Annotated in this window: 20 protein-coding genes and 1 riboswitch; of the genes, 6 read left to right on the forward strand and 14 right to left on the reverse strand. The window is 68.2% G+C overall.

Going from position 1 to position 21,213, the window contains the following annotated elements; translation table 11 throughout:
• Positions 1 to 20: 20 nt before the first annotated feature.
• From L880_RS0102405 to L880_RS0102450, 10 genes are all read right to left on the reverse strand, one after another.
• Positions 21 to 995 (reverse strand): aliphatic sulfonate ABC transporter substrate-binding protein, encoded by a 975-nt coding sequence (locus L880_RS0102405; protein WP_027474302.1) that lies wholly within the window; start codon positions 993 to 995, stop codon positions 21 to 23.
• Positions 996 to 1,150: 155 nt separating this feature from the next.
• Entirely contained in the window at positions 1,151 to 2,365 is a 1,215-nt protein-coding gene (gene metC, locus L880_RS0102410; protein ID WP_051442973.1) for a cystathionine beta-lyase, read from the reverse strand.
• Complete coding sequence (locus L880_RS0102415) at positions 2,362 to 2,985, reverse strand: cysteine dioxygenase family protein (RefSeq protein ID WP_027474304.1); 624 nt, start codon at positions 2,983 to 2,985, stop codon at positions 2,362 to 2,364. Before L880_RS0102415 ends, metC begins: the two co-directional genes overlap by 4 nt.
• 53 nt (positions 2,986 to 3,038) lie before the next feature.
• A complete protein-coding gene (locus tag L880_RS0102420) occupies positions 3,039 to 3,902 on the reverse strand; it encodes an amino acid ABC transporter ATP-binding protein (protein ID WP_027474305.1) in 864 nt (287 codons plus the stop codon).
• Positions 3,889 to 4,686 (reverse strand): amino acid ABC transporter permease, encoded by a 798-nt coding sequence (locus L880_RS0102425; protein ID WP_027474306.1) that lies wholly within the window; start codon positions 4,684 to 4,686, stop codon positions 3,889 to 3,891. The genes L880_RS0102420 and L880_RS0102425 overlap by 14 nt, the downstream gene beginning before the upstream one ends.
• A complete protein-coding gene (locus tag L880_RS0102430) occupies positions 4,676 to 5,422 on the reverse strand; it encodes an amino acid ABC transporter permease (protein ID WP_019577326.1) in 747 nt (248 codons plus the stop codon). Before L880_RS0102430 ends, L880_RS0102425 begins: the two co-directional genes overlap by 11 nt.
• Complete coding sequence (locus L880_RS0102435; protein WP_019577325.1) at positions 5,422 to 6,735, reverse strand: aminotransferase class I/II-fold pyridoxal phosphate-dependent enzyme; 1,314 nt, start codon at positions 6,733 to 6,735, stop codon at positions 5,422 to 5,424. The genes L880_RS0102430 and L880_RS0102435 overlap by 1 nt, the downstream gene beginning before the upstream one ends.
• A 34-nt stretch (positions 6,736 to 6,769) precedes the next feature.
• Positions 6,770 to 7,624 carry a transporter substrate-binding domain-containing protein gene (locus L880_RS0102440; protein ID WP_027474307.1) on the reverse strand — a complete coding sequence of 285 codons (855 nt, stop codon included), beginning with the start codon at positions 7,622 to 7,624 and terminating at the stop codon, positions 6,770 to 6,772.
• The gene (locus tag L880_RS0102445) at positions 7,621 to 8,469 is read right to left on the reverse strand and encodes a transporter substrate-binding domain-containing protein (RefSeq protein WP_019577323.1); all 849 of its coding nucleotides are present in this window, start codon (positions 8,467 to 8,469) and stop codon (positions 7,621 to 7,623) included. The genes L880_RS0102440 and L880_RS0102445 overlap by 4 nt, the downstream gene beginning before the upstream one ends.
• A gap of 116 nt (positions 8,470 to 8,585) precedes the next feature.
• The gene (locus L880_RS0102450) at positions 8,586 to 10,163 is read right to left on the reverse strand and encodes a rhodanese-like domain-containing protein (protein WP_027474308.1); all 1,578 of its coding nucleotides are present in this window, start codon (positions 10,161 to 10,163) and stop codon (positions 8,586 to 8,588) included.
• 259 nt (positions 10,164 to 10,422) lie between these two features.
• On the opposite strand from L880_RS0102450, the gene L880_RS0102455 reads away from it, so the two are divergent.
• The 6 genes from L880_RS0102455 to L880_RS0102480 all read left to right on the forward strand — a co-directional run bounded on the left by L880_RS0102455 (position 10,423) and on the right by L880_RS0102480 (position 18,167).
• The gene (locus L880_RS0102455) at positions 10,423 to 12,165 is read left to right on the forward strand and encodes an ABC transporter ATP-binding protein (protein WP_245614884.1); all 1,743 of its coding nucleotides are present in this window, start codon (positions 10,423 to 10,425) and stop codon (positions 12,163 to 12,165) included.
• A 78-nt stretch (positions 12,166 to 12,243) separates the two neighbouring features.
• Positions 12,244 to 13,926 carry an ABC transporter substrate-binding protein gene (locus tag L880_RS0102460; RefSeq protein ID WP_027474310.1) on the forward strand — a complete coding sequence of 561 codons (1,683 nt, stop codon included), beginning with the start codon at positions 12,244 to 12,246 and terminating at the stop codon, positions 13,924 to 13,926.
• Between the two features lie 13 nt (positions 13,927 to 13,939).
• Entirely contained in the window at positions 13,940 to 14,938 is a 999-nt protein-coding gene (locus tag L880_RS31395) for an ABC transporter permease (RefSeq protein WP_043328118.1), read from the forward strand.
• Positions 14,935 to 15,768, forward strand: a complete 834-nt coding sequence (locus tag L880_RS0102470; protein WP_019577318.1) for an ABC transporter permease — start codon at positions 14,935 to 14,937, stop codon at positions 15,766 to 15,768. Before L880_RS31395 ends, L880_RS0102470 begins: the two co-directional genes overlap by 4 nt.
• An 85-nt stretch (positions 15,769 to 15,853) precedes the next feature.
• On the forward strand, positions 15,854 to 17,218 hold the full coding sequence (locus L880_RS0102475) for an LLM class flavin-dependent oxidoreductase (protein ID WP_027474311.1): 1,365 nt from the start codon (positions 15,854 to 15,856) through the stop codon (positions 17,216 to 17,218).
• 73 nt (positions 17,219 to 17,291) lie between these two features.
• A complete protein-coding gene (locus L880_RS0102480) occupies positions 17,292 to 18,167 on the forward strand; it encodes a MetQ/NlpA family ABC transporter substrate-binding protein (RefSeq protein ID WP_027474312.1) in 876 nt (291 codons plus the stop codon).
• 102 nt (positions 18,168 to 18,269) lie between these two features.
• Here the strand turns inward: L880_RS0102480 and L880_RS0102485 are convergent, their stop codons facing one another.
• The 4 genes from L880_RS0102485 to L880_RS0102500 all read right to left on the reverse strand — a co-directional run bounded on the left by L880_RS0102485 (position 18,270) and on the right by L880_RS0102500 (position 21,185).
• Entirely contained in the window at positions 18,270 to 18,671 is a 402-nt protein-coding gene (locus L880_RS0102485) for a type II toxin-antitoxin system MqsA family antitoxin (RefSeq protein ID WP_027474313.1), read from the reverse strand.
• Positions 18,672 to 18,673: 2 nt separating this feature from the next.
• Positions 18,674 to 18,970, reverse strand: a complete 297-nt coding sequence (locus L880_RS0102490) for a type II toxin-antitoxin system MqsR family toxin (protein ID WP_027474314.1) — start codon at positions 18,968 to 18,970, stop codon at positions 18,674 to 18,676.
• A gap of 88 nt (positions 18,971 to 19,058) precedes the next feature.
• Positions 19,059 to 19,580: a 6,7-dimethyl-8-ribityllumazine synthase gene (locus L880_RS0102495; protein ID WP_019577315.1), complete on the reverse strand. Its 522-nt coding sequence runs from the start codon at positions 19,578 to 19,580 to the stop codon at positions 19,059 to 19,061.
• 114 nt (positions 19,581 to 19,694) lie between these two features.
• A riboswitch (FMN riboswitch) is annotated at positions 19,695 to 19,851 on the reverse strand.
• Between the two features lie 125 nt (positions 19,852 to 19,976).
• Positions 19,977 to 21,185 carry an acyl-CoA dehydrogenase family protein gene (locus L880_RS0102500; RefSeq protein ID WP_051442974.1) on the reverse strand — a complete coding sequence of 403 codons (1,209 nt, stop codon included), beginning with the start codon at positions 21,183 to 21,185 and terminating at the stop codon, positions 19,977 to 19,979.
• Between the last annotated feature and the right edge of the window lie 28 nt (positions 21,186 to 21,213).

Consider the following 21,213-nt stretch of genomic DNA (forward strand, 5'->3'; position numbering starts at 1 on the left):
TCTGTGGGTGTGACGGGGCCTCAACCGGCCTTGATCACCGATTGGGCGAAGCGGGTGTCGACCAGGTCGGTCACCACCTGGGCCAAGGCCGTGCCGGGCTTGACCAGGCCTTCGGACAACAGGATCGGGGCCGCGCCTTGCAGCGCGGCAATGTGCTCCTGCGAGGGTTGGGGGTTGCTCAGGTCAGTGCGCAGCTTGAGCTGCAGCAGGGCCACTTGCAGGCTCACCTTGGCCTCTTCCGACACGATGCGGGCGGCCTCGGTGGTGTTGGCGAGAATCCATTTGCGGGCGCGTTCGTACTGCGTGATCACCCGGCGCACCGTGTCCGGCTGCTGGGTCAGGAACTCTTCGCGCACGTTCAAAAAGCCGTAGGTGTTGAAGGCCACGTTGCGGTAGATCAGGCGCGAACCCTGTTCCAGCTCGCTGGCGGCCAGCAGCGGGTCCAGCCCGGCCCAGGCGTCGACCCGGCCTTGCTCCAGAGCGGCCTTGCCGTCGGCATGCTGCAAGGCCACGATCTCCACGTCGGAGCGCTTCAGGCCCACGGTGGGCAGGGCGCGCAGCAGGAACAGGAAGGGATCGGTGCCCTTGGTAGCGGCCACCTTCTTGCCCTTGAGGTCTTTCAGCGACTGGATGGGCGAGTCGGCGCGCACGGCCAGGGCCGTCCACTCGGGGCGCGAAAAGATGTAGGGCGCCTTGATCGGGTTGCCATTGGCCCGCGACAACAGGGCTGCCAGGCCGGCCGACGAGCCGATGTCCAGGCTGCTGGCGTTCAGGTACTCCAGCGCCCGGTTGCTGCCGGCGCTGAACACCCATTTCACCTGGGTGCCGCTCTTGCCCAGGTCTTCTTCAAGCCAGCCAAAGCGCTTGAGCACCAGGCTGGAGGGCGAGTAGTAGGCGTAGTCCAGGCGCAGTTCCTTGAGCGGGGCGGCGGCTTGGGACAGCGCGGGCAGCGCCAGCAGGGCGGCGCCGTTCGAGAGCAGGGTGCGTCGTTTCATGGGCAGTGAGCGGGTGTGGCGTGTGTTGGGGATGCGGGATCAGACCCGCGATCATTGGCCAAACCCCCTGCCGGAGCCACGAACGTTTTCGGCTGTGCTTATGCAAAAAACGCGGTGACTTGGGGCTGCTGAAAAACTCAGGCGGCCCCGATGGCTCAAGCCACCCTGGCAAACGCCTGGGCCAGGTCGGCGATCAGATCGGCCGGGTCTTCCAGACCGATGTGCAGGCGCACCACGGGGCGGCCGGCCAGGCCGCTGGCCTGCCACAGGCTGTGCTCCTGCAGGCGCTCGGGGGCGGCGCGCAGGGCCAGGCTTTCGTAGCCTCCCCAGGAGGCGCCGATGCCGAAGTAGCGCAGGGCATCGACAAAGGCGTTGGCCTGGGCCTCGCTGGCCTGGGCGAAGGCAAAGGACACCAGGCCGCTGGCGCCGCTGAAGTCACGCCGCCACAGTGCATGGCCCGGGTCATCGGGCAGCGCGGGGTAGAACACCCGGGCCACCTGGCTTTGCCCTTGCAGCCATTGCGCCACCTCGGTGGCGTGGCGCTGGTGCTGGGCCAGGCGCACGCCCAGCGTGCGCAGGCCGCGCAGGGCCAGATAGGCGTCGTCGGCACCCACGGTCAGGCCCAGGGCCTCGTGGGTGGTGGCCAGGCGGCGGGCCAGCTCGGGGCTGTCGACCACCACAATGCCCTGCATCACGTCCGAGTGGCCTGCAATGTACTTGGTGGCGGCCTGGATGGAGAGGTTGGCGCCCAGCGTCAAGGGCTTGTGGAACCAGCCGCCGCTCCAGGTGTTGTCCACCGCCACGGGCACCCCGCGCGCGTGGGCGATCGCGGCCAGGCGTGGCAGGTCCAGCAGCTCATACAGCAGCGAGCTGGGCGATTCCAGATACACCAGCTTGGTGTGCGGCGTGATGCGCTCGGCCAGGTCGTCCGCCTGGGGTGAGAAGTATTCGAGCCGGATGCCCAGGCGCTGCAGCAGGGTCTGATCCACCCGCCGCACGGGCGAGTAGACGCTGTCCGACACCAGGGCGTGGTCGCCCGGCGAGAGCAGCGACAGCAGCACCAGGGTGATGGCCGACAGGCCCGAGGGCGCGAGAAACGCCCGGTGGCCGCGCTCCAGATCGGTCACGGCCTCTTCCAGGGCCTGGTGCGTGTCCAGGCCGTGGCGGCCGTACGAGGCCACGCGCTCACCGGCCACACGGCGGTGGTGCAGGTCGGCGTAGGCGGCGGTGTTCTCGAAGCGCACGGTGCTGGTGCGCACCACCGGGATGTTCACCGGCCCGGCACCGCCTTGCAGGGTGGGGGTGCCGGTGTGCAGCAGCCGGGTGGCGTCACGCGCATCTTGTGCGGGGTGGCTCACCGGCTCGCTCATGCCACGTCCTTGCTCGGGTGGAACTGGGTGGCGTTGTAGTTCACGATGGTGCCGTCGGCCTGGTAGCCCACGCGCCCGCTCAGGGTTTCCAGTGGGCGGCCGTACAGGTGAAAGTGCAGCGTGGGCTCGGTGCCGGTCACGTAGATGCTGTGGATGTCTTCGCCCAGAAAGCCCGTGGGCGTGCCAGGTTGCACGGTCAGCTCGCGCACCAGCTCCAACTGGCCGCGGCCGGGCTGGCTGCGGTCATCGGTGCGGCGGTAGATGCGATTCACCTCCTGGCCTTCCACGGCCACGATCACGGCCCAGGTGGTGTGGTCGTGCGGCAGGGTGGTCTTGCCCGGGTTGATCGAGTTCAGGTACAGCGCCAGGCCGGCATCGCCGTCGGCGGGGTTGAGGCGGTAGCGGGTCGAGGCTTCCACCCCGGCCGACACGGCGGGCGGCGGAAAGTCGGCCCGGCTGAACAAGGCCTTGTCGGCGGCCAGTTGCTCCAGGCGGGCAATGATGGCTTTCAGCGTGTCGCGGCTGGGCGGCTGGCCGCCCAGGATCTGGCGCACGTCGGCCAAGGTGGCGTCCACGGCGCTGCGGCGGCGGGCTTCGAGGGGGCTGAGGGTGTCGGACATGAGGGGCTCCTTGAGAGGGGAAGAAAGAAGGGCGTCTGGAGAATGGGCAGGCTTCAGATCGCGAAGCGGAAGCGGTCGATGGGCAGGGCCACCACCTTGTTGTCGGGGGCGTAGCTCTGGGCCCCCAGCGAGGCGCCCAGGGCGCGGCGCAGAAAGGCCCGGGTGCGTTCCTGCTGCGGGTTGCCGAACAGGCGGGCGGCCGGGCCTTGTTCCACGATCAGGCCGGCCTCGGTGAACACCACCTCGTCGCTCACCTCGGCGGCAAAGCGCATCTCATGCGTGACCAGCACGCAGGTCATGCCGTCTTCGGCCAGCTCACGGATCACGGTCAGCACCTCGCCCACGGTTTCAGGGTCCAGGGCCGAGGTCACCTCGTCAAACAGGATCAATTCGGGCTGCATGGCCAGGGCGCGGGCAATCGCCACGCGTTGTTGCTGGCCGCCCGACAGCTCACCGGGGTAGGCGTTCTCTTTATGGGCCAGGCCCACGCGCTGCAGCAACTCGCGCGCCTGGTGTTCGGCCTCGTCGCGCGGGCGGCCGTTCACGCGCACGGGGCCCAGCACCAGGTTGTCCAGCACGCTGAGGTGCGGAAACAGGTTGTACTGCTGGAACACAAAGCCCACGCGGCGGCGCAGCGCGATCAGCTCGGCCTCGTGGCGCAGCCGGTCCACCCGCGTAGCACCCACCGTGATGGTGCCCAGCTGCGGGCGCAGCAGTCCGGTGATGCAGCGCAGCAGGCTGGACTTGCCCGAGCCCGAGGGGCCGATGATGGACACCACCTGGCCCGGCAGCACATCCAGGCTGATGCCCTTGAGCACTTCGTTGGCGCCAAACGAGAGGTGGATGTCGCGCAGGCTGACCAGGGGTGTCGGTGCTGGCGTCCGGGGCGGGTTCTTGGGGGCGTCAGTGGCGGGCATGGCGGGCTTCCAGCGCCTGGGTGGCGCGAGCAATGGGGTAGCAATAGGCAAAGAACAGCAAGAGCAGGCTGGCGTAGATCAGCACCGTGAAATCGGTGCGCGACACGGTGTTGCTGGCGATCTGGGCCGCGTCCACCACGTCGTGCACGCCCACCAGCGAGGCCAGCGAGGTGGCCATGGTGATGCTGGCGTAGAGGTTCATCCACGGCGGCAGCATGCGCCGCACGCATTGCGGCAGCACCACCAGCCGGAAGATGTCGCGCCGGCTCAGGGCCAGCGACTGGGCCGCCTCCCACTGGGCGCTGGGGATGGACTGCACGGCGCCGCGAAAGATCTCCGCCACGTTGGCGCTGGCCGGCAGGGCCAGACCCAGCACCACCTTGATCCAGTCCGGAAAGGGCAGGCGCCAGTGGTGCAGCTGCAGCTCGAACGGAAACACATAGGTGCTGAAGTACACCAGCACCAGCACCGGGGCATTGCGGAACACCTGCACATAAAGGCGTGTGCCCCCCCGCACCGGCGCCAGCGTGGACAGGGACAGGGCGCCGATCAGCAATCCGGCCACCGTGCCCAGGGCCATGGCCAGCACGCTGATGCCGATGTTGGCCCCCAGGCCCAGCAGCAGCGTGGGCAGCCACTTGGCCAGTTGCTGCAAGGCCACCGGTGGGCTGGCACTGAGCTGGGTCCAGGCGGCCAGGCCCAGCAAGGCGGCCACGGCTGCCGTCAGCCAGGGCCACAGCGGCGCGTCATGCCCGCTGGCAGGGTGGTGGGTGTCATGTGCCATAGCCGGGCATCCTCAATCGGTTTTCCAGCCAGCGGCCAGCGCGGCTCACGCCCCAGGTCAGCAGGCCGAAGTACAGCAGGATCAGCAGCAGCAACTCCAGCACGTTGTCGCGCTGCGTCCAGATCATGATCGATTCGTAGGTCACGTCGCCCACCGCGATGGCCGAGGCCACGGCCGTCATCTTCACCGCGTCCACCAGGTTGTTGACCAGGGAGGGCAGGGCAAAGCGCAAGGCCAGGGGCAGCTCCACCTGCAGCAGCAACTGCCGGCTCGACAGGCCCAGCGAGCGTGCGGCCTCCAGCGTGACCGCAGGCACGGCCTGCAGGCCGGCGCGCAATGCCTCGGCGTGGAAGGCCGCCTTGTGCAGCGCCACCACGATCACCACCCAGGCAAAAGGCGTCAGGGGGTTGCTGGCGCGGCCCTGCAACTGCTGGTTGATCAGCAGGTTCAGCACCAGAAACGCGCAGTACAGCTGCACCAGCGTGGGCGTGTTGCGGGTCAGCTCCACAAACACCCGGGTGGGCCGGCGCAGCCAGGCGCGCGGTGAGTTCAGGCCGCTGGCCAGCCCCACCCCGGCCAGCAGGCTCAAGGGCAGGGTCACGGCGCACAGCTGCAGGGTCACCCACAGGCCGCGTGCAAAGGCCTGGCGCTCACCGGCATCGAGCACGAAGGCGTAGTTCAGCCCCAGGGCGCGGGTGGCCTGCACGGCTTCTTGCAGCCAGGATGAATCTGCCATCAGGCGTTCTCCAGGGCCGCATCTGCCGCGGTGGTGTGTTCGGGGTGGGCGGGGCGTTGCGGTTCTTGCGTTTCTTCTAGTCGGCCCAGCGCCCGTTCGATGCGCCGCAGGGCTTCCTGCAATTGCGCGTCGCTGGCCGCAAACGACAGGCGCAGGTAGGGCGAGCGCCCGTAGGCGCTGCCATCGACCACGGCCACGCCTTCCGATTCGAGCAGCCAATCGACCAGATCGGTGTCGCTGTTGATCGGTGCGCCGTCAGGCCGTTGGCGGCCGATCAGGGCCGCCACATTGACGTAGATGAAAAAGGCACCGGCCGGCGCCAGCGCGCTCAGGCCCGGGATGGCGTTCAGGCCGGTGCTGACCAGGGCGGCACGGCGCTCATAGGCCAGGCGGGCCTGGCTCACAAAACTTTGGTCGGGGTGGTCCAGTGCGTCGGCCACGGCAGCCTGGGCCACCGCGTTGGCACCCGAGGCGGCCTGCGACTGGATCACCGTCATGGCCTGGATCAGGGCCAGCGGGCCGGCGCCCCAGCCGATGCGCCAGCCCGTCATGGCATAGGTTTTGGAGGCGCCGTTGACCAGCAGCGTGCGGCCGGCCAGGTCAGGGGCCACCTGCAGCCAGTGGGCCGGGGCCTGGGGGCCGAACCAGATGTGTTCGTACACCTCGTCCCACAACACGGCCACCTGGGGGTGGCGGCGCAGCACTTCGGCCAATGCCGCCAGCTCGGCCGCGTCATACACCGCGCCGCTGGGGTTGCCCGGCGAGTTCAGGATCAGCCAGCGCGTGCGTGCCGTGATGGCCTGTTGCAAGGCCTGGGGGCTGAGCTTGAAACCGGTGGATTCATCACAGGGCACGACCACCGGCACGCCGTCATTGACCAGCACCATGTCCGGGAACGAGGGCCAGTACGGGGCGGGCAGGATCACCTCATCGCCCTCGTCGAGTGTGGCAGCCAGGGCGTTGTAGATCACCTGCTTGGCGCCGTTGGCCACCGTGATCCGGGCGGCCGGGATGTCCAGCCCGTTTTCGCGCTGGTACTTGCGGCTGATGGCCTGGCGCAGGCGCTGTGTGCCCGGCGTGGGCGTGTAGCGGGTTTCGCCCCGCTGCATGGCGGCCACGGCCGCCTGCTGGATGAAGCCGGGCGTGTCGAAGTCGGGCTCGCCCGAGGTCAGGGTGATGATGTCGCGGCCCTGGGCGGCCAGGGCCGCGGCGCGGGCGCTGGCCGCCGCCACGGGCGACAGCTTCACGCGTTGCACGCGGCGAGACAGGGCGATGGCGGTCGGGGCGGTGGTGGAGGTGGGGGGCTGGCTCATGGCGGGAGGTCAGTGGGCCGTTCCAGGCAGTGCCTCAGAACGGCGCGTGGTCAAACTGCTTGCGCTGGGCCTTCTGGTTGGCGCTGCGCAGGTAGTCGTCGGGCACACCAAAGCGGCGGGCCAGCGCGCTGCCGCTGCGGTGCCAATCCTGGATGGCCTGGTCCACCCAGGCCACGGTGTCGGTCTCGCCGCGACGTGCCCAGACCACCGTGGGGGAGGGGATCAACTGGTCGGGGGGGGCCAGGCGGTAGTCCTTCCAGGCCGCAGCGCTCTCGCCGTTGAGCGTGTCGTACAGCGCTGGTTGGATGTGCACCGAGGCATCGCAGGTGCCGCCCTCCAAGGCCAGCAGCGACTCGGGAATGCCGCGCAGCCCCTTGACGATGGCGCCGTAGGTGTCTTTGAGCGGCTTGGCGAAGTTGCTGCCCTGCGAGACACAGGCCACCTTGCCGCGCAGGTCTTCCCAGCGTTTGATGGGGCTGTTGCGCGGCACCACGGCGGCACCGCCCACCAGGTTGTACGGGGTGGGCGCAAAGCTCAGGATCTCGTCGCGCTCCTGCGTCCACTGGATGTTGGCGATCAGCAGGTCGACCTTGCCAGCTTGCAGAAACTGCACCCGGGTGGAAGCCACCACGGGCACGGTCTCCAGCTCCACGCCCAGGCGGCGGGCCAGATCGCGGGCCAGTTCGGTCTGGAAGCCTTCGATCTTGCCGGTCTGGGTGTCCAGGTAGCCAAAGGGCGGGCCCACGCCGTCGATGCCGACGCTGAGCTTGCCGCGTTGCTTGATCTTGTCGAGTGTGGCGTCGGCCCAGGCCGGCGCCATGGCCCCGGCCCAGACCGAGCCGATGACGGCCAGCAGGGCCAGTGTGTTGCTGCGCAAAGCCCGGCTCATGGGGCGGCCTTGAACTTGGCCTGCAGTTCGGGCAGCAAGGGGTTGGGCGGCGTGATGCCCAGGCGCTTTTCGGTCTCGATCAGCCAGCCGCTGCGGTGCCAGTCGCGCACCACCTTGTCGACGGCGGCGATGGTGTCGGCCTCGCCCTTGCGGGTCCAGACCACCGAATTGGCCGCCAGCAGTTCGGTGGCGATGGGGGCGGCATAGTTGGCCCATTCGGCGTTGCCGCGCAGCAGCGGGTGGATCAGCGTGGCGTCGTGCACGGCGGCCACGCAGGAGCCGCCCTTGAGGGCCAGCAGCGATTCAGAAGCGCCCTTGTAGCCTTGCACCGTGGCGCCATAGTCGTTGGCCAGCGGCTTGGCAAAGCTGCTGCCCTGCGAGACGCACACGGTCTTGCCACGCAGGTCTTCCCATTGGCGGATGCCGCTGCTCTTGAGCACGGCGGCGGTGCCCCCCACCCGGTAGAAGGGGGTGGGCGCATAGCCCAGGGTCTCGGCCCGCTCGGGGTTGAGTTCCATCGAGGCGATCAGCAGATCCACCTTGCCCGAGATCAGAAACTGCACCCGGGTGGCTGTCTGCACCTGCACCAGGTCCACCTCCACCCCCAGGCCTTTTGCCAGGGCGCGGGCCAGCTCAGGGTTCCAGCCCACCAGCTGCTGGTTGGACGGGTCGATCGAGCCAAAGGCGCTGCCATTCACCAGCACGCCGATGCTGACCTTGCCACGCTGCTTGATCTTGTCGAGCGTGGCATCGGCCTGCGCCACGGCCGGCAGCAAGGCGGCCACCGTCAGGCCGGCAGCCAGCAGCTTGGAGGTCAGGGGGAGGGCGGTGAGGAATCGGGGCATGGGTTGAATCTGTATTACCAACAAAGGGGGAGCGATGGTGCCTTCACCCCCCAGCGGCTGCCAAGGAACTGTTTCAACTAAGGTTATGCAGATCGACCTGTTCGTGAACAGGGCGCTCAGTCGAGCTGGAACCCGGCCAGTTCATCGGGCTGGCATTGCGCGATCAGCCCGGTCTCCCAGGCCAGGTAGCGGCGGGCTGCCTCCAGATTGCCGTCGTGGCGGTCGTGCACAAAGAACAGGTAGTCGATGGCTTCGGCGTCGCTCGGGCTGTCCGGTGTGGCCTCGGTGGGCAGGCCGGCGGCCAGCCAGTCGGCCTGCAGCGCCCAGTGCACCTGCGTCCAGCCGGCCTCGCTCAAGTCGGCCGCGGCCAGTTGGGCCAGCTCGGCGCTGGGTGCCAGCACCAGCACGGGCAGGGCGGGCTCGGGCGGCGCCGCCTGGGCCAGCGAGGGCCGCACGGCCCAGCGGGCCCCGGCAGCGTGTTGTTGGCGGTAGGCCATTGAGGCCTGCACGTCGATCAGGGCGGGCTGGTGTTGGCTCGTCCAGTCCGGCAGGGCGTGGGCGGTGACTCTGTGCCCGGCGGGTGGCGCCCAGTCGCCGGCTTGGCGCAGGGTGAGTGCGGCATGGATGCCGCCTTCCACCGTGGCGGCTTCATAGCCCATGCGGCGCAACCAGGCCGCGATCACCGGGGCACGCACGTCCTCGTGGTCCAGCAGCAGCACGCGGCTGCGGCGCACGGCCACGCTCTGGTCGGTGGCCTGCAGCAGTTGCCCGCCGGGGGCATGGCGGGCGCCCGCCAGGGTGCCGGCCCGGTACTCGGCCTCGCTGCGCACATCGAGCACATAGGTGCTGCGGCCGGCGTCGTCGAGCCAGGCCTGGGCCTGGGCCACGCTCAGATGGGGGGCGCCGGCGGCCTGGGCATCGCGCCGGGCGGCCGCCTGGGCTGCGGGGTCGGGGTTCACCGGGCCTTGCACCTGGCGCTGGCTGCCGTGCTCCAACGTGAGGCCGGCCAGGGCCCAGCCCTGGGTGCCGTTCTCCAGGGCCAGCACCGGGTTGGGCAGGCCCAGGTGGCGCAGGATCTCGGCACCGATGATGCTGCGTGTGCGGCCGGCGCAATGCACCACCACCGGGGTGCTGGCGTCAGGCACCTGGCGGGCCCAATGGGCCGCCAGTTCGCCGTTGGGCAGCGACACTGCACCCGGGATGGTCATCTTGCGGTGCTCGGCCAGCGTGCGGCCATCGAGCAGCACCAGGGCTTCGCCGGCCTGCTGACGGCGGTGCAGCTCGGTGGCCGAGATGTGGGGCGTGTGGTAATGGGCCTCCACCAGTTCGCCAAAGGTCTTGGAGGGCAGGTTCACGCCCTGGAACAAGGTGTAGCCCGCGGCGGCCCAGGCGGGCGCGCCGCCCTGCAGCACATGCACCTGGGTGTAGCCCAGGGCCTGCAGGCGGCGGGCGCCCCGCTCGGCCACGCCGTCGCCACTGTCCAGCAGCACCACGCGCACGTCGAAGCGGGGCAGCAGGCGGCGCGCGTCCAACTCCAGTCGGCTGTAGGGCAGGGGAATGGCAAAAAAGGGGTGGCCTTCACCAAACTGGCCGGCCTCGCGCAGGTCCAGCAGGGCCACCTCCTGGCCGTCGTTGAGCCATTCACGGGTGCGCTCGGCGCTCAGAGTAGCGAGGGGTGGGTGGGCAATGGACATGGGTTTCGCAATGGAGTGGGTGGCAACGAGGCAGGGGTGAAGGCGCCGCAGCGGCGGCATGAAGCCTCAGCCTGCGCCGACGCGTGAGTGTGAGGCGCATCGGTGCCGGCATGCGGAACAATTTCTTCTTAACAAATGCGAATCCATTTGTTGTTGGCGTGGGGGCCGGGCACTCCAATGCCGGCATGCTTGAATCTTTGTCGTCTGTTTTTTCTGCAACCTTGCGTGGCGCATGGCCTGCCCTGGGTGGGCCTGCCGCATGAGTGCCGTGCTGCTCGAGTCCGTCGAGGCCCCCGAGCTCACGGGGCGGCCTGAAGCCGCCCCTGAGGTCTTGCGCATCGAACAGCTCACGGTGAGTTTTGGTGAGCACATCGCCGTGCGCGGCCTGGACCTGCAGGTGGCCGCGGGCGAGATGTTGGCGCTGGTGGGTGAGTCGGGCTGCGGCAAGTCGACCACGGCGCTGGCCGTGCTGCGCCTGCTGGGTCCCCAGGCCCGCAGCAGGGGCCGCTTGTGGTTGCAGGGGCGCGATCTGCTGGCCTTGCCCGAGTCGGCCTTGAGCTCGGTGCGCGGGCGCGAAGTGGGCATGATCTTCCAGGAGCCCATGACCTCGCTGAACCCCTTGCAGAGCATCGGGCAGCAGGTGGCCGAGGCGGTGCGCCTGCACGAGCGGCTGCCGCCCGCCGCCCTGCGTGAGCGCGTACTGGCCTTGCTGGCCCAGGTGCGTCTGCCCGAGCCGGCCCAGCGCTACGACGACTACCCGCATCAACTCTCGGGCGGGCAACGCCAGCGCGTGATGATTGCCATCGCCGTCGCGTGCCGGCCCCGTCTGTTGATTGCCGACGAGCCCACCACCGCGCTCGACGCCACCATCCAGGCCGAGATCCTGGCCCTGATCGATGGCCTGCGCCGTGAGCTGGGCATGGCGGTGCTGCTGATCACCCACGACCTGGGCCTGGTGGCCCAGTGGGCCGATCGGGTGGCCGTGATGCACGCCGGCCTGAAGCTGGAGGAAGGCCCCGTGGCCGAGGTGCTGGCCCGGCCCCACCATGCCTACACCCGGGGCTTGCTGGCGGCCTCGCTGCATGGCAGCCAGGTTCCCCACTACCGGGACACCCGCCTGGCCGAGATCCGTCAGGATGCCGAGGGCGGCTTTCGCGTGGTGCGCCCGCCTGCCCGCCCGGTGCAGGCCCTGCCCGTGGCGGCGCCGGCCTTGCTGGAGGTGCAAGACCTGACCGTGCGCTACGCGGGCCGGGGCGGCACGGCCGCCGTGCAGGGTGTCAGTCTGCAGATCGCTGCGGGCGAGACGCTGGGCCTGGTGGGCGAGTCGGGCTGTGGCAAATCCTCGCTGTCGCGGGCACTGGTGCAACTGGTGGCGGCCGAATCGGGCCAGGTGCGCTGGCAGGGACTGGACCTGTTGGGCCTGTCGCCGCGCGAGCTGCTGCCCTGGCGGCGCCGCATCCAGATGATCTTCCAGGACCCTTTCAGCTCGCTGAACCCGCGCCAGCGGGTGGAGGACATCCTGGGCCACGCGCTGCGCCTGCACGGGGTGCAGCCGGCCCGTGAGCGCGACCGCCGCATTGACGCGATCCTGTCGGACGTGGGCCTGCCGGCCACGGCCCGCCGGCGCTACCCGCATGAATTTTCGGGCGGCCAGCGCCAGCGCATCGGCATCGCCCGTGCCCTGGTGCTGAGGCCCGAGCTGGTGATCTGCGATGAGCCGGTCTCGGCACTCGATGTCTCGGTGCAGGCCCAGGTGCTGAACCTGCTGGTGGACCTGAAGGCCGAGTACGGCCTGTCGTACCTGTTCATCTCGCACGACATCGCCGTGGTGCGCTACATCGCCGACCGCGTGCTGGTGATGCAGGCCGGCCAGGTGGTGGACAGCGGGGCCCACCCCGGCTTCTGGCAGGAGACGCGCCACCCCTACACGCAGCGCCTGCTGGCCTCGGTGCCAGGGGCTGCGGCCGACCCATCGAGCGACCGGCTGCAGGCACGGGCCTGACGCGTTGGCCGACGCGAGCCAGCTCAGGCACGTGATCCCATTCATTTCTTTGACCCACTCCTACACAAGCAAGACACCATGAAATCCGCGTTGAATCCTTTCCTGGCAGGCCTGACCGGCCTGGCCCACGGCTCCCGTCGTCATGCCCTGCACGGCATGCTGGCCTTGTCTGCCGCAGGTGCCCTCGGCACCCTGGCCACGCCGGCCCTGGCCTTGACGCAGGCCCTGCCCAACACAGAGCAGGGCGCCCAGCGCGGCGGCGTGCTGGAGGCCGTGGTGCACCCCGAGCCGCCTACCCTGGCCTTCTTCATCAACACCTCGACCCCGGGCCGCACCGTGGTGAGCAAGATCTTTGATGGCCTGTTCGACTACGGCCCCGACCTGAAGCCGCGCCCTCAATTGGCCGAAAGCATCGAGGTCTCGCCCGATGGCCTGACCGTGCGCCTGAAGCTGCGCAAGAACGTGCTGTGGCATGACGGCAAGCCCTTCACCTCGGCCGATGTGAAGTTCTCGGCCGAAGAGGTGTGGCGCAAGTACGCGCCGGTGGCGCGCCGCGTGTTCCAGCACCTGACCAAGGTGGAGACGCCGGACGCCCACACCGTGGTGCTGACCCTGGCCAAGCCCACGCCGGTGATCGTCAACGCGCTCGACGTGGTGGGATCGCCCATCCTGCCCAAGCACCTGTACGAGGGCACCGACATCCCGAACAACCCCTACAACAACAAGCCGGTGGGTACCGGGCCCTTTGTGTTCAAGGAATGGCAGCGCGGCAGCCACATTGCGCTGGAGCGCTTCGACAAGTACTGGCAGCCCGGCCTGCCCTACCTGGACAAGCTGACCTTCAAGATCATCCCCGACGTGGCCGGCCGTGCCGCCGCGCTGGAGACCGGCGCCATCCAGTACGGTGAGCGCAACCCGGTGACCTTTGCCGACGCCGACCGCCTGGCCGCTTCGCCCAACCTGGTGGTGAGCACCGAGGGCTACAACGGCTTTGCCGGCTGGCTGTGGCTGATCCCCAACCTGCGCGACCCGATCCTGGGCAAGCTCAAGGTGCGTCAGGCCATCTTGCACGCCATCGACCGCCAGGCCCTGGTCAAGACGGTGTGGGGCGGCTATGCCGCACCCGCCACCGGCCCGGTGTCATCCCTGCTCAAGACCTTCTACACCGCCGACACCCAGCAGTACCCGTTTGACCGCAAGAAGGCCGAGGCCCTGCTGGACGAGGCGGGCTACCCCAAGAAGGCCGATGGCTGGCGCTTCAAGCTGGACCACGACTTCATCCCCTTTGGCGACGACTACCGCCGCACCGGCGAGTACGTGCGCCAGGCCCTGCGGGCCGTCGGCATCGACGTGACCCTGCGCAGCCAGGACCTGCCGACCTGGACCAAGAACGTGTTTGCCGACTACAACTACCAGCTGGTCAGTTCCTGGGGCATCAACTGGCAAGACCCGCAGCTGGGCGTGGAGCAGCACTATTGGTCCAAGGCCGAATCCAAGGGCACGCCGTGGCAGAACGCCTCGGGCTACGCCAGTGCTGAGGCCGATCGCCTGCTCGAGGCGGCCCAGGTCGAGCGCGATGCGGCCAAGCGCGTGCACCTGTACCAGGACTTCCAGAAGCTGGCGCAAAAAGACCTGGCCCTGCTCAACCTGTTCGAGTTCCGCTGGTTTGGTGTGTGGGACAAGCGCCTGCGCAACGTGACCGACACCTTTGACCACAGCCAGAACAACTTCGCCCACGTGTGGCTGGAGCCCAAGAAGTAAGCCGAGGCCTGCGATGTTGCAACGAATCCTGTGGCGTGCGCTGCAGTTGCTGGGCGTGGTGCTGGCCACGGCGGTGCTGAACTTTGCCCTGCTCAAGGCCTTGCCCGGTGACCTGGTGGACGTGATTGCCAGCGAAAGCGGCAGCGTGTCGGCCGAGTACGTGGCCGAGCTGCGCCAGCTCTACGGTCTGGAGCGCAGTGCGCCGGCCCAGTTGCTGAGCTATGTGGGGCGTGTGCTGCAGGGCGACCTGGGCTACTCGTTCCGTTTTGGTGAGCCGGTGCTGGCCCTGGTGCTGCAGCGCCTGCCGGCCACGCTGTCGCTGGTGGGCGTGGCGCTCACGGTGTCGGTGCTGGTGGGGGTGTTGCTGGGCGTGGCGGCGGCGCGGCGGCCGCATGGCCTGGCCGATGCGCTGATCTCTTCGGCCGCCACCCTGGGTTACTCGGCCCCCATGTTCTGGACGGCGCTGATGCTGATCGTGCTGTTTGGCGTGCGGCTCGAGTGGTTTCCGATTGCCGGGGTGCGTGACATCAGCGCCGGCTACCAGGGCTGGCGGCTGTTGCTGGACCAGGCCTGGCACCTGGTGCTGCCGGCGCTCACGCTGAGCATCTATTACCTGGCCGTGTACGTGCGCCTGACGCGGGTGGCCATGATCGAAAGCCTGGCCGAAGACTTTGTGCGCACCGCCCGTGCCAAGGGGGCGCCAGAGCGCACCGTGGTGTGGCGGCATGCCCTGCGCCATGCGCTGCTGCCGGTGCTGACCATGCTGGGCCTGCAAAGCAGTGCGCTGCTGGGCGGCTCGATTGTGGTGGAGACGGTGTTTGCCTGGCCTGGTCTGGGGCAGCTGTCGTTCGAGGCCATCAAGAGCCGTGACCTGCCGGTGCTGCTGGGCGTGCTGCTGTTCAGCGGCGTGCTGGTGGTGCTGGTGAACGCGCTGGTCGATGTGCTGCAGGCGCGGCTGGACCCGCGCATCCGTGTGACGCGCCGGGCCCCGGCGCAAGGAGTTCCCGCATGAAAGCCTGGTATCTGCAACCTGCGGCCTGGCTGGGCGCCAGCTTGCTGCTGCTGGTGGGGCTGGCCGCCCTGCTGGCCGGCCACCTGTACCCCGGCGACCCGCTGGACATGGTGGGCGCGCCCTATGTGTGGCCCGGCCGCCAGGCCGACACCCCGCTGGGCACCGATCTGATGGGGCGCGATCTGGCGGCCGGCCTGGCCCATGGGGCGCGGGTGTCTCTGTTGGTGGGCTTCTCGTCGGCCCTGATCGCGGTGGTGATCGGGGTGCTGGTGGGCGCCGTGTCGGGCTTCTACCGGGGGCGCGTGGATGCGGTGCTGAGCCGCATCACGGAGTTCTTCCAGACCATTCCGGCCTTCTTGCTGGCCATCATCCTGGTGGCCGTGCTCAAGCCCACCTTGGGCACCATTGTGTTCGCGCTGGGGGTGACCTCGTGGACCGGGGTGGCGCGCCTGGTGCGGGCCGAGTTCCTGACCCTGCGCGAGCGTGAGTTCGTGAAGGCCAGCGTGGCCCTGGGCGCCGGTGACCTGCACCTGATCTTCCGCGAGATCCTGCCCAACGCCTGGACCCCGGTGATCGTCTCCACTGCCTTGCTGGTGGCCAACGCCATCCTGTCGGAGGCGGGGCTGTCGTTCCTGGGCCTGGGCGACCCGAATGTCGTCAGCTGGGGTTCGATGATCGGCCTGGGCCGCGATGCCTTGCGCACCGGCTGGTACATGACGGCCCTGCCCGGGCTGGCCGTGGTGCTGACGGTGTTGTCGCTGAACCTGCTCAGCGATGTGCTGCATGCCGCCTTGAACCCTCGCCTGAGTCGGGGTCGAGCCCGGGGCTGAGGCCGCGCGACCTCTTTCATACCTAGCAAGCGGGCGCAGCCCCCAGCGACCCGCTGCGCACCGCCCCCTTTTGAACCCCCTCACCATGACCCAAGCCAAACACCTGCTGCTCAACGCCTTCAACATGAACAGCGTGGGCCACATCAACCATGGGTTGTGGACCCACCCGCGCGACACCTCCACGCAATACAACACCCTGGCCTACTGGGTGGAGCAGGCGCGCCTGCTGGAACGCGGCCTGTTTGACGGGCTGTTCATCGCCGACATCCTGGGCGTGTACGACAGCTACCAGCAGTCGGCCGATCTGACGCTGCGTGAATCGGTGCAATGGCCCATCAACGACCCGGCCCTGCTGGTGTCGGCCATGGCCGGCGCCACCCAGCACCTGGGTTTTGGCATCACCGCCAACCTGAGCTACGAGACGCCCTATCTGCTGGCGCGCCGCTATTCCACGCTGGATCACCTGAGCCAGGGGCGGGTGGGCTGGAACATCGTCACCGGCTACCTGGACAGCGCGGCGCGCGCCATGGGCTCGCCCCAGCAACTGCCGCATGACGAGCGCTACGACCGGGCCGACGAATACCTGGAGTTGCTCTACAAGCTGTGGGAGGGCAGCTGGGAAGAGGGCGCGGTACGTCGCGACAAGACAGCCCGTGTGTTTGCCGACCCGGCCCGGGTGCACCAGGTGCAGCACCAGGGTCGGTATTTCCAGTCTCAGGGCTACCACCTGTGCGAGCCTTCGCTGCAGCGCACGCCGGTGCTGTTCCAGGCCGGCAGCTCGGGGCGTGGGCTGCGCTTTGCGGCCCGGCACGCCGAGTGCGTGTTCGTGTCCATCCAGGACCGCGACAGCACACGCCGGCTGGTGCAGCAGTTGCGTGAAGAGCTGCCCCGCGCCGGCCGTGCGCCGGACGACGTGAAAGTGTTCATGGGCCTGACCGTGGTGGTGGCCCCCACCGAGCGCCAGGCGCGCGAGAAGTTCGAGGAGTACCGCCGCTACGCCAACCCCGAGGCCGGCATCCTGCACCTGGCCGCCACCTCGGGCATCGATTTCTCGGCCTATGCCGACGACACCCCGCTGATCCAGCAAAAGCCCAGCAACGGCATCGAAAACACCATTTCGCGCCTTAGCGGTGGCCGGCTCGATTACACCTTGCGCGACCTGCGCGAGGACCTGGCCCTGGGCGGCCGCTACATGACGGTGGTGGGCGACCCGCAGCAGGTGGCCGATCAGTTGCAGCAGTGGGTGGCCGACACCGGCATCGACGGCTTCAACCTGGCGCGCACCGTGTACCCCGAGAGCTTTGCCGACTTCATCGACCTGGTGGTGCCTGAGCTGCAGAGCCGGGGCGTCTACAAGACGCAGTACGCCGAAGGGCCGCTGCGTCACAAGCTGTTTGGGCAGGGGCCGCATCTGAATGCCCGCCACCCCGGCCTGGCCTACCGGCGCTGAAGCAGTTCAAGCGATCAGGCGCTGCGTTTTGAGCGTCTTTTCTTCTGACCCACACCGACACCCGGAGCCCTTCATGACGAATCCACTGTCTTTTTCCTCTGTCCAAGCCTCCATCGAGGCGCGCCGCCGCTGGTTGCAGCAAAGTCTGGCCCTGGCCGGTTTCGGCGTGTGGGGTGCCGCTGTCCACGCCGCCCCCAAGGAGGCCCCGGGCAGCACCAAGGTGCTCAAGGTGGGCGTGACCACCGGGCCGCATGAGCAGGTGTTCGAGGTGGTGCGCAAGGTGGCCGAGCGTGACTACGGCCTGAAGATCGAGATCGTGCCCTTCACCGACTACGTGCGCCCCAACGCCGCGCTGGACGCGGGGGACCTGGACGCCAACAGCTACCAGCACCGCCCCTTCCTGGCCGCGCAGATCCGAGCCCGCGGCTACAAGCTGGTGGGCTTTGGCGCCACCTGGATCGGGCCGATCGCGATCTACTCAAAGAAGTACAAAAGCCTCAAGGACCTGCCCGTGGGCGCCACCGTGGCCATCCCGAACGACCCGGCCAACGAAAGCCGGGTGTTGCTGCTGTTGCAGAAGGCCGGCCTGCTCAAGCTCAAGCCCGGCATCGATCCGGTGGCCGGGGTCAACGCCACGCCGCGTGACGTAATCGAGAACCCGCGACAGCTCAAACTGCTGGAGATCGATGCGGCCCAGCTGCCACGCACGCTGGACGACACCGACGCGTCGGCCATCAATGCCGACTACGCGAACAAGGCCGGCCTGAACCCGGTGCGCGACAGCCTGCTGGTGGAAGACAAGGACGGCCCCTATGCCTGCCCGATCGCCGTGCGCGAGCAGGACAAGGACCAGCCCTGGGTGCGTCAGCTGGTGAAGGCCTACCAGACCGACGAGGTGCGTGATTTCATCATCAAGACCTACGCCGGCGGGGTGATCCCGGCGTTCTGAGCCGGGGGAAGACAGCCTTCACCCACCGCTGTGCGGGTCTCGGGAAGCCAGTTCATTCCTGCCTGCCAATGACCTTGAAAGGCGGACAACAGATGTTTGGGGTCAAGGACTCATGACCTCATTGAAGAGGTCGGGGTGTCGATCCAGCAGTTTGAGCAGCTTGACCAAGGCCAGAGGGGGCTTGGTCTTTCCGTTCTCGTAGCGCGAAAAGGCATTGATGCCACCACCAAAGATTTCCGCGGCCTCGCGTTGGCCGAGGTTGAGCTTCTTGCGCACACGCACGATGAAAGCCGGGTCAACAATGGCTGCGTTCACCTGCTTGTTGAACGCTTGCATTTCGCGCATGACGCGCTCGGTTTCTGCCGAGTCAGTGATGGACTCGCCACAAGCAGGGCAAAATTCGGCCGTGACTGCGGGAATCACCGTGTTTTCGCCTTTGTAGGTGTAGGCTAGGTCGCGCGTGTCGTGGATCAGTTCTGCTGCGCCGCAAACAGGGCATTTCATGTTCATAGCTCCTTGAAAGACACGATCAGCACGTCATTCATGACCGTCAATTTCAGGTAGACGGCGCCCGCCTGCGTGCTGGGGCGGTACACGTCCTGCCAAATCGTGTGATCGGCATGGGTGGTCATGCTCTTGTAAAAATCGGCCGGCGTCAGCGCCATGATCACGGCCAGCATGTCGGAGAACGTCAAGCCCAGTGCCGTTGCCCCTAGCCTGGCCGACTGGGTTGTGCGGACTTGGCCTGCCGAAACCAGGGCTCGGACGGTTGCCAACTTGCAGTGCGGCGTCGATTTCTCCATGCAAGAAATCTAACCTAGTTGGTTGGTGGTTGCAAGTTGCCCTGGGTCCATGGCTGGCTGTCTGTTTGCGGGGGGCCGCTGAAGGGCGTCAGGCCGCCAGCGCCAGCCGCTGCACGCTGCCCACCACTTCAAGGGCGGCGCGGGCGGCTTCCTTGCCCTTGATGCTGAAGTGGCGGTGGAAGTACTTGCGGTGCTCCACGTGCTCATGGAAGTGGTGCGGCGTGAGCACGGCCGAGATCACCGGCACGTTGGTTTCAAGTTGCACCGTCATCAGGGCCTGGACCACGGTCTGGGCCACGAAGTCGTGGCGGTAGATGCCGCCGTCCACCACCAGGGCGCAGCCTGCGATGGCGCTGTAGCGGCCACTGCGGGCCAGGCGTTGGGCCTGCAAGGGGATCTCGAAGGCGCCGGGAACGCGGATCACGTCGATCGCGTGGGCGGGCACGCCGTGTTCGCCCAGCTCGGCAATGAAGGCCAGGCGGGCCTGCTGCACGATGTCGGCATGCCAGGCGGCCTCGATGAAGGCAAAGCGGGCATTGGCAGGCAATTCGATCGGGCCCAGGGTGGAGGCGCCGTCAAGAGGGGGAATGGAGAGGTCGGTCAGGCTCATGGTCGTTGGCGAGGGTGCGGTGCTCGGGCTGATGCAGGTTGTGGGTTCACGGGCATCAGGGCGCACGCGCACCTCCCCGCGCCGGCCCTTTGCGGGGGCAGGTCGCCATGAGGCACGTGTTCTCTTCACTCCGGACTGTGACCGTCGGCCCCGGAATCACACCGGGTCTGCTGACCCCGGCCACGCGGTGGTGGCCGGGCGCTCGCGGGCTTGTGCGGGCTGTGCCGCCATCACCGCCGGTGGGGACTTTCACCCCGCCCTGAGAACGTTTTGGGTGTTGCGGCTGCAAAGCCTCAACGCAGTCATCTTAAGAGGCCACAAGGGTCGATGCCGCCTGGTGGTCAGACGCGTTTCGCATATCCATAGTCGCTGCGTCGGGCTTGGTCCAGGGGCGCTTCAGGAGTAGAAGCTGGGCGGCGGCAGCTGCTCATTCAGCGCCCATTGGCCCAGTTCATTGAGTTTGTAGTCAATGGGGTCGTGCAGGCTTTGCGTGCGCAGGTTGCGCCAGAAGCGGTCCAGGCGCAGGGCGCCCTGGGTGGCGCGGGCGCCGGTCACCTCGAACAGGCGGCTGCTCAGGTCCAGCCCATGGCGGCTGCTGGCCACCTTGGCGGTGGACACGGCTACAGCCACCTGGCCCCGTTGCTCGGCCGTGAGCTGATCACCCTGCTGCCAGGCCGCATCGAACAGGGCGGCGGCCCGCTCGACCAGCAGGCGGCTGCTTTCCAGGCCCACCCAGAACTCGCCATAGTGGGCCAGCACGTAGGGGTCTTGCCCGGCTTCGCTGACGCCCGACTTGAACCAGGGGCGCGACTCGGTGCGGGTGAAGCGGCGTGCCTCTTCAAAAGCGCCCTCGGCCACGCCGAGGAACATGTGGCTGAAGATCAGTTGCGCCAACAGCGGCCGCAGGCAGGCCTGGGGCGTGCTGAGTGGGCCGGGCTTGAGCAGCAGCTCGTGCACTTCGATACGCACCTGGTCGAAGGTGACGCTGCCGCTGTCGGTCTGGCGCTGGCCCATGTTGTCCCAGTCGCCGTGCAGGGTGATGCCGGCGCGTGCGGTGGGCAGGGCGGCGATCAGCAGCTTGCCCGAGGCTTCGTCCAGGGCTGAGGCGATCAGCATGTCGGAATCGGCCGAGCCCGAGCAAAAGCTCTTTCGGCCCGAGAAGCTGTGCCAGCCCGTGTGGTGTTGCACGGTGGTGCGCTTGTCCAGCGGGTTCAGGGCATTGCCCCAGAACCAGCGCTGCTGCACGGTCTGGCTCAGCCATGGCTGCCATTGGGCGGGCTCGGCAAACAGACGCACCGTGGCCAGCATCAGGTGGTGAAAGCCGAACACATGGGCCAGCGAGCTGTCGGCCTGGGCCAGGCGCCGCACCACGCCCAGGGTGGTGCGCCAGTCGGCGCCCAGGCCCCCGAACTCAGTGGGCACCGACAGGGCCAGCAGGCCGCTGGCCCGCAGCGCATCGCGCTCGGCCTTGGGCGTGCCGCCCGCCAGATCGCGCTGGGCTGCGGTGGTGGCGAACTGGCGTGCCAGGGTGTCGGCCGTCTGCAGGGCCTGGTTCAAGGCGGGGTTCTGGCTTGTATGGGCTTCGGGCGGGGGGATGAGGGTCATGAATCGGGTGCGGGGGGGCAGAGGGGGC

Origin of the sequence: Curvibacter gracilis ATCC BAA-807, from assembly GCF_000518645.1 — a bacterium.
Lineage (GTDB): Bacteria > Pseudomonadota > Gammaproteobacteria > Burkholderiales > Burkholderiaceae_C > Curvibacter > Curvibacter gracilis.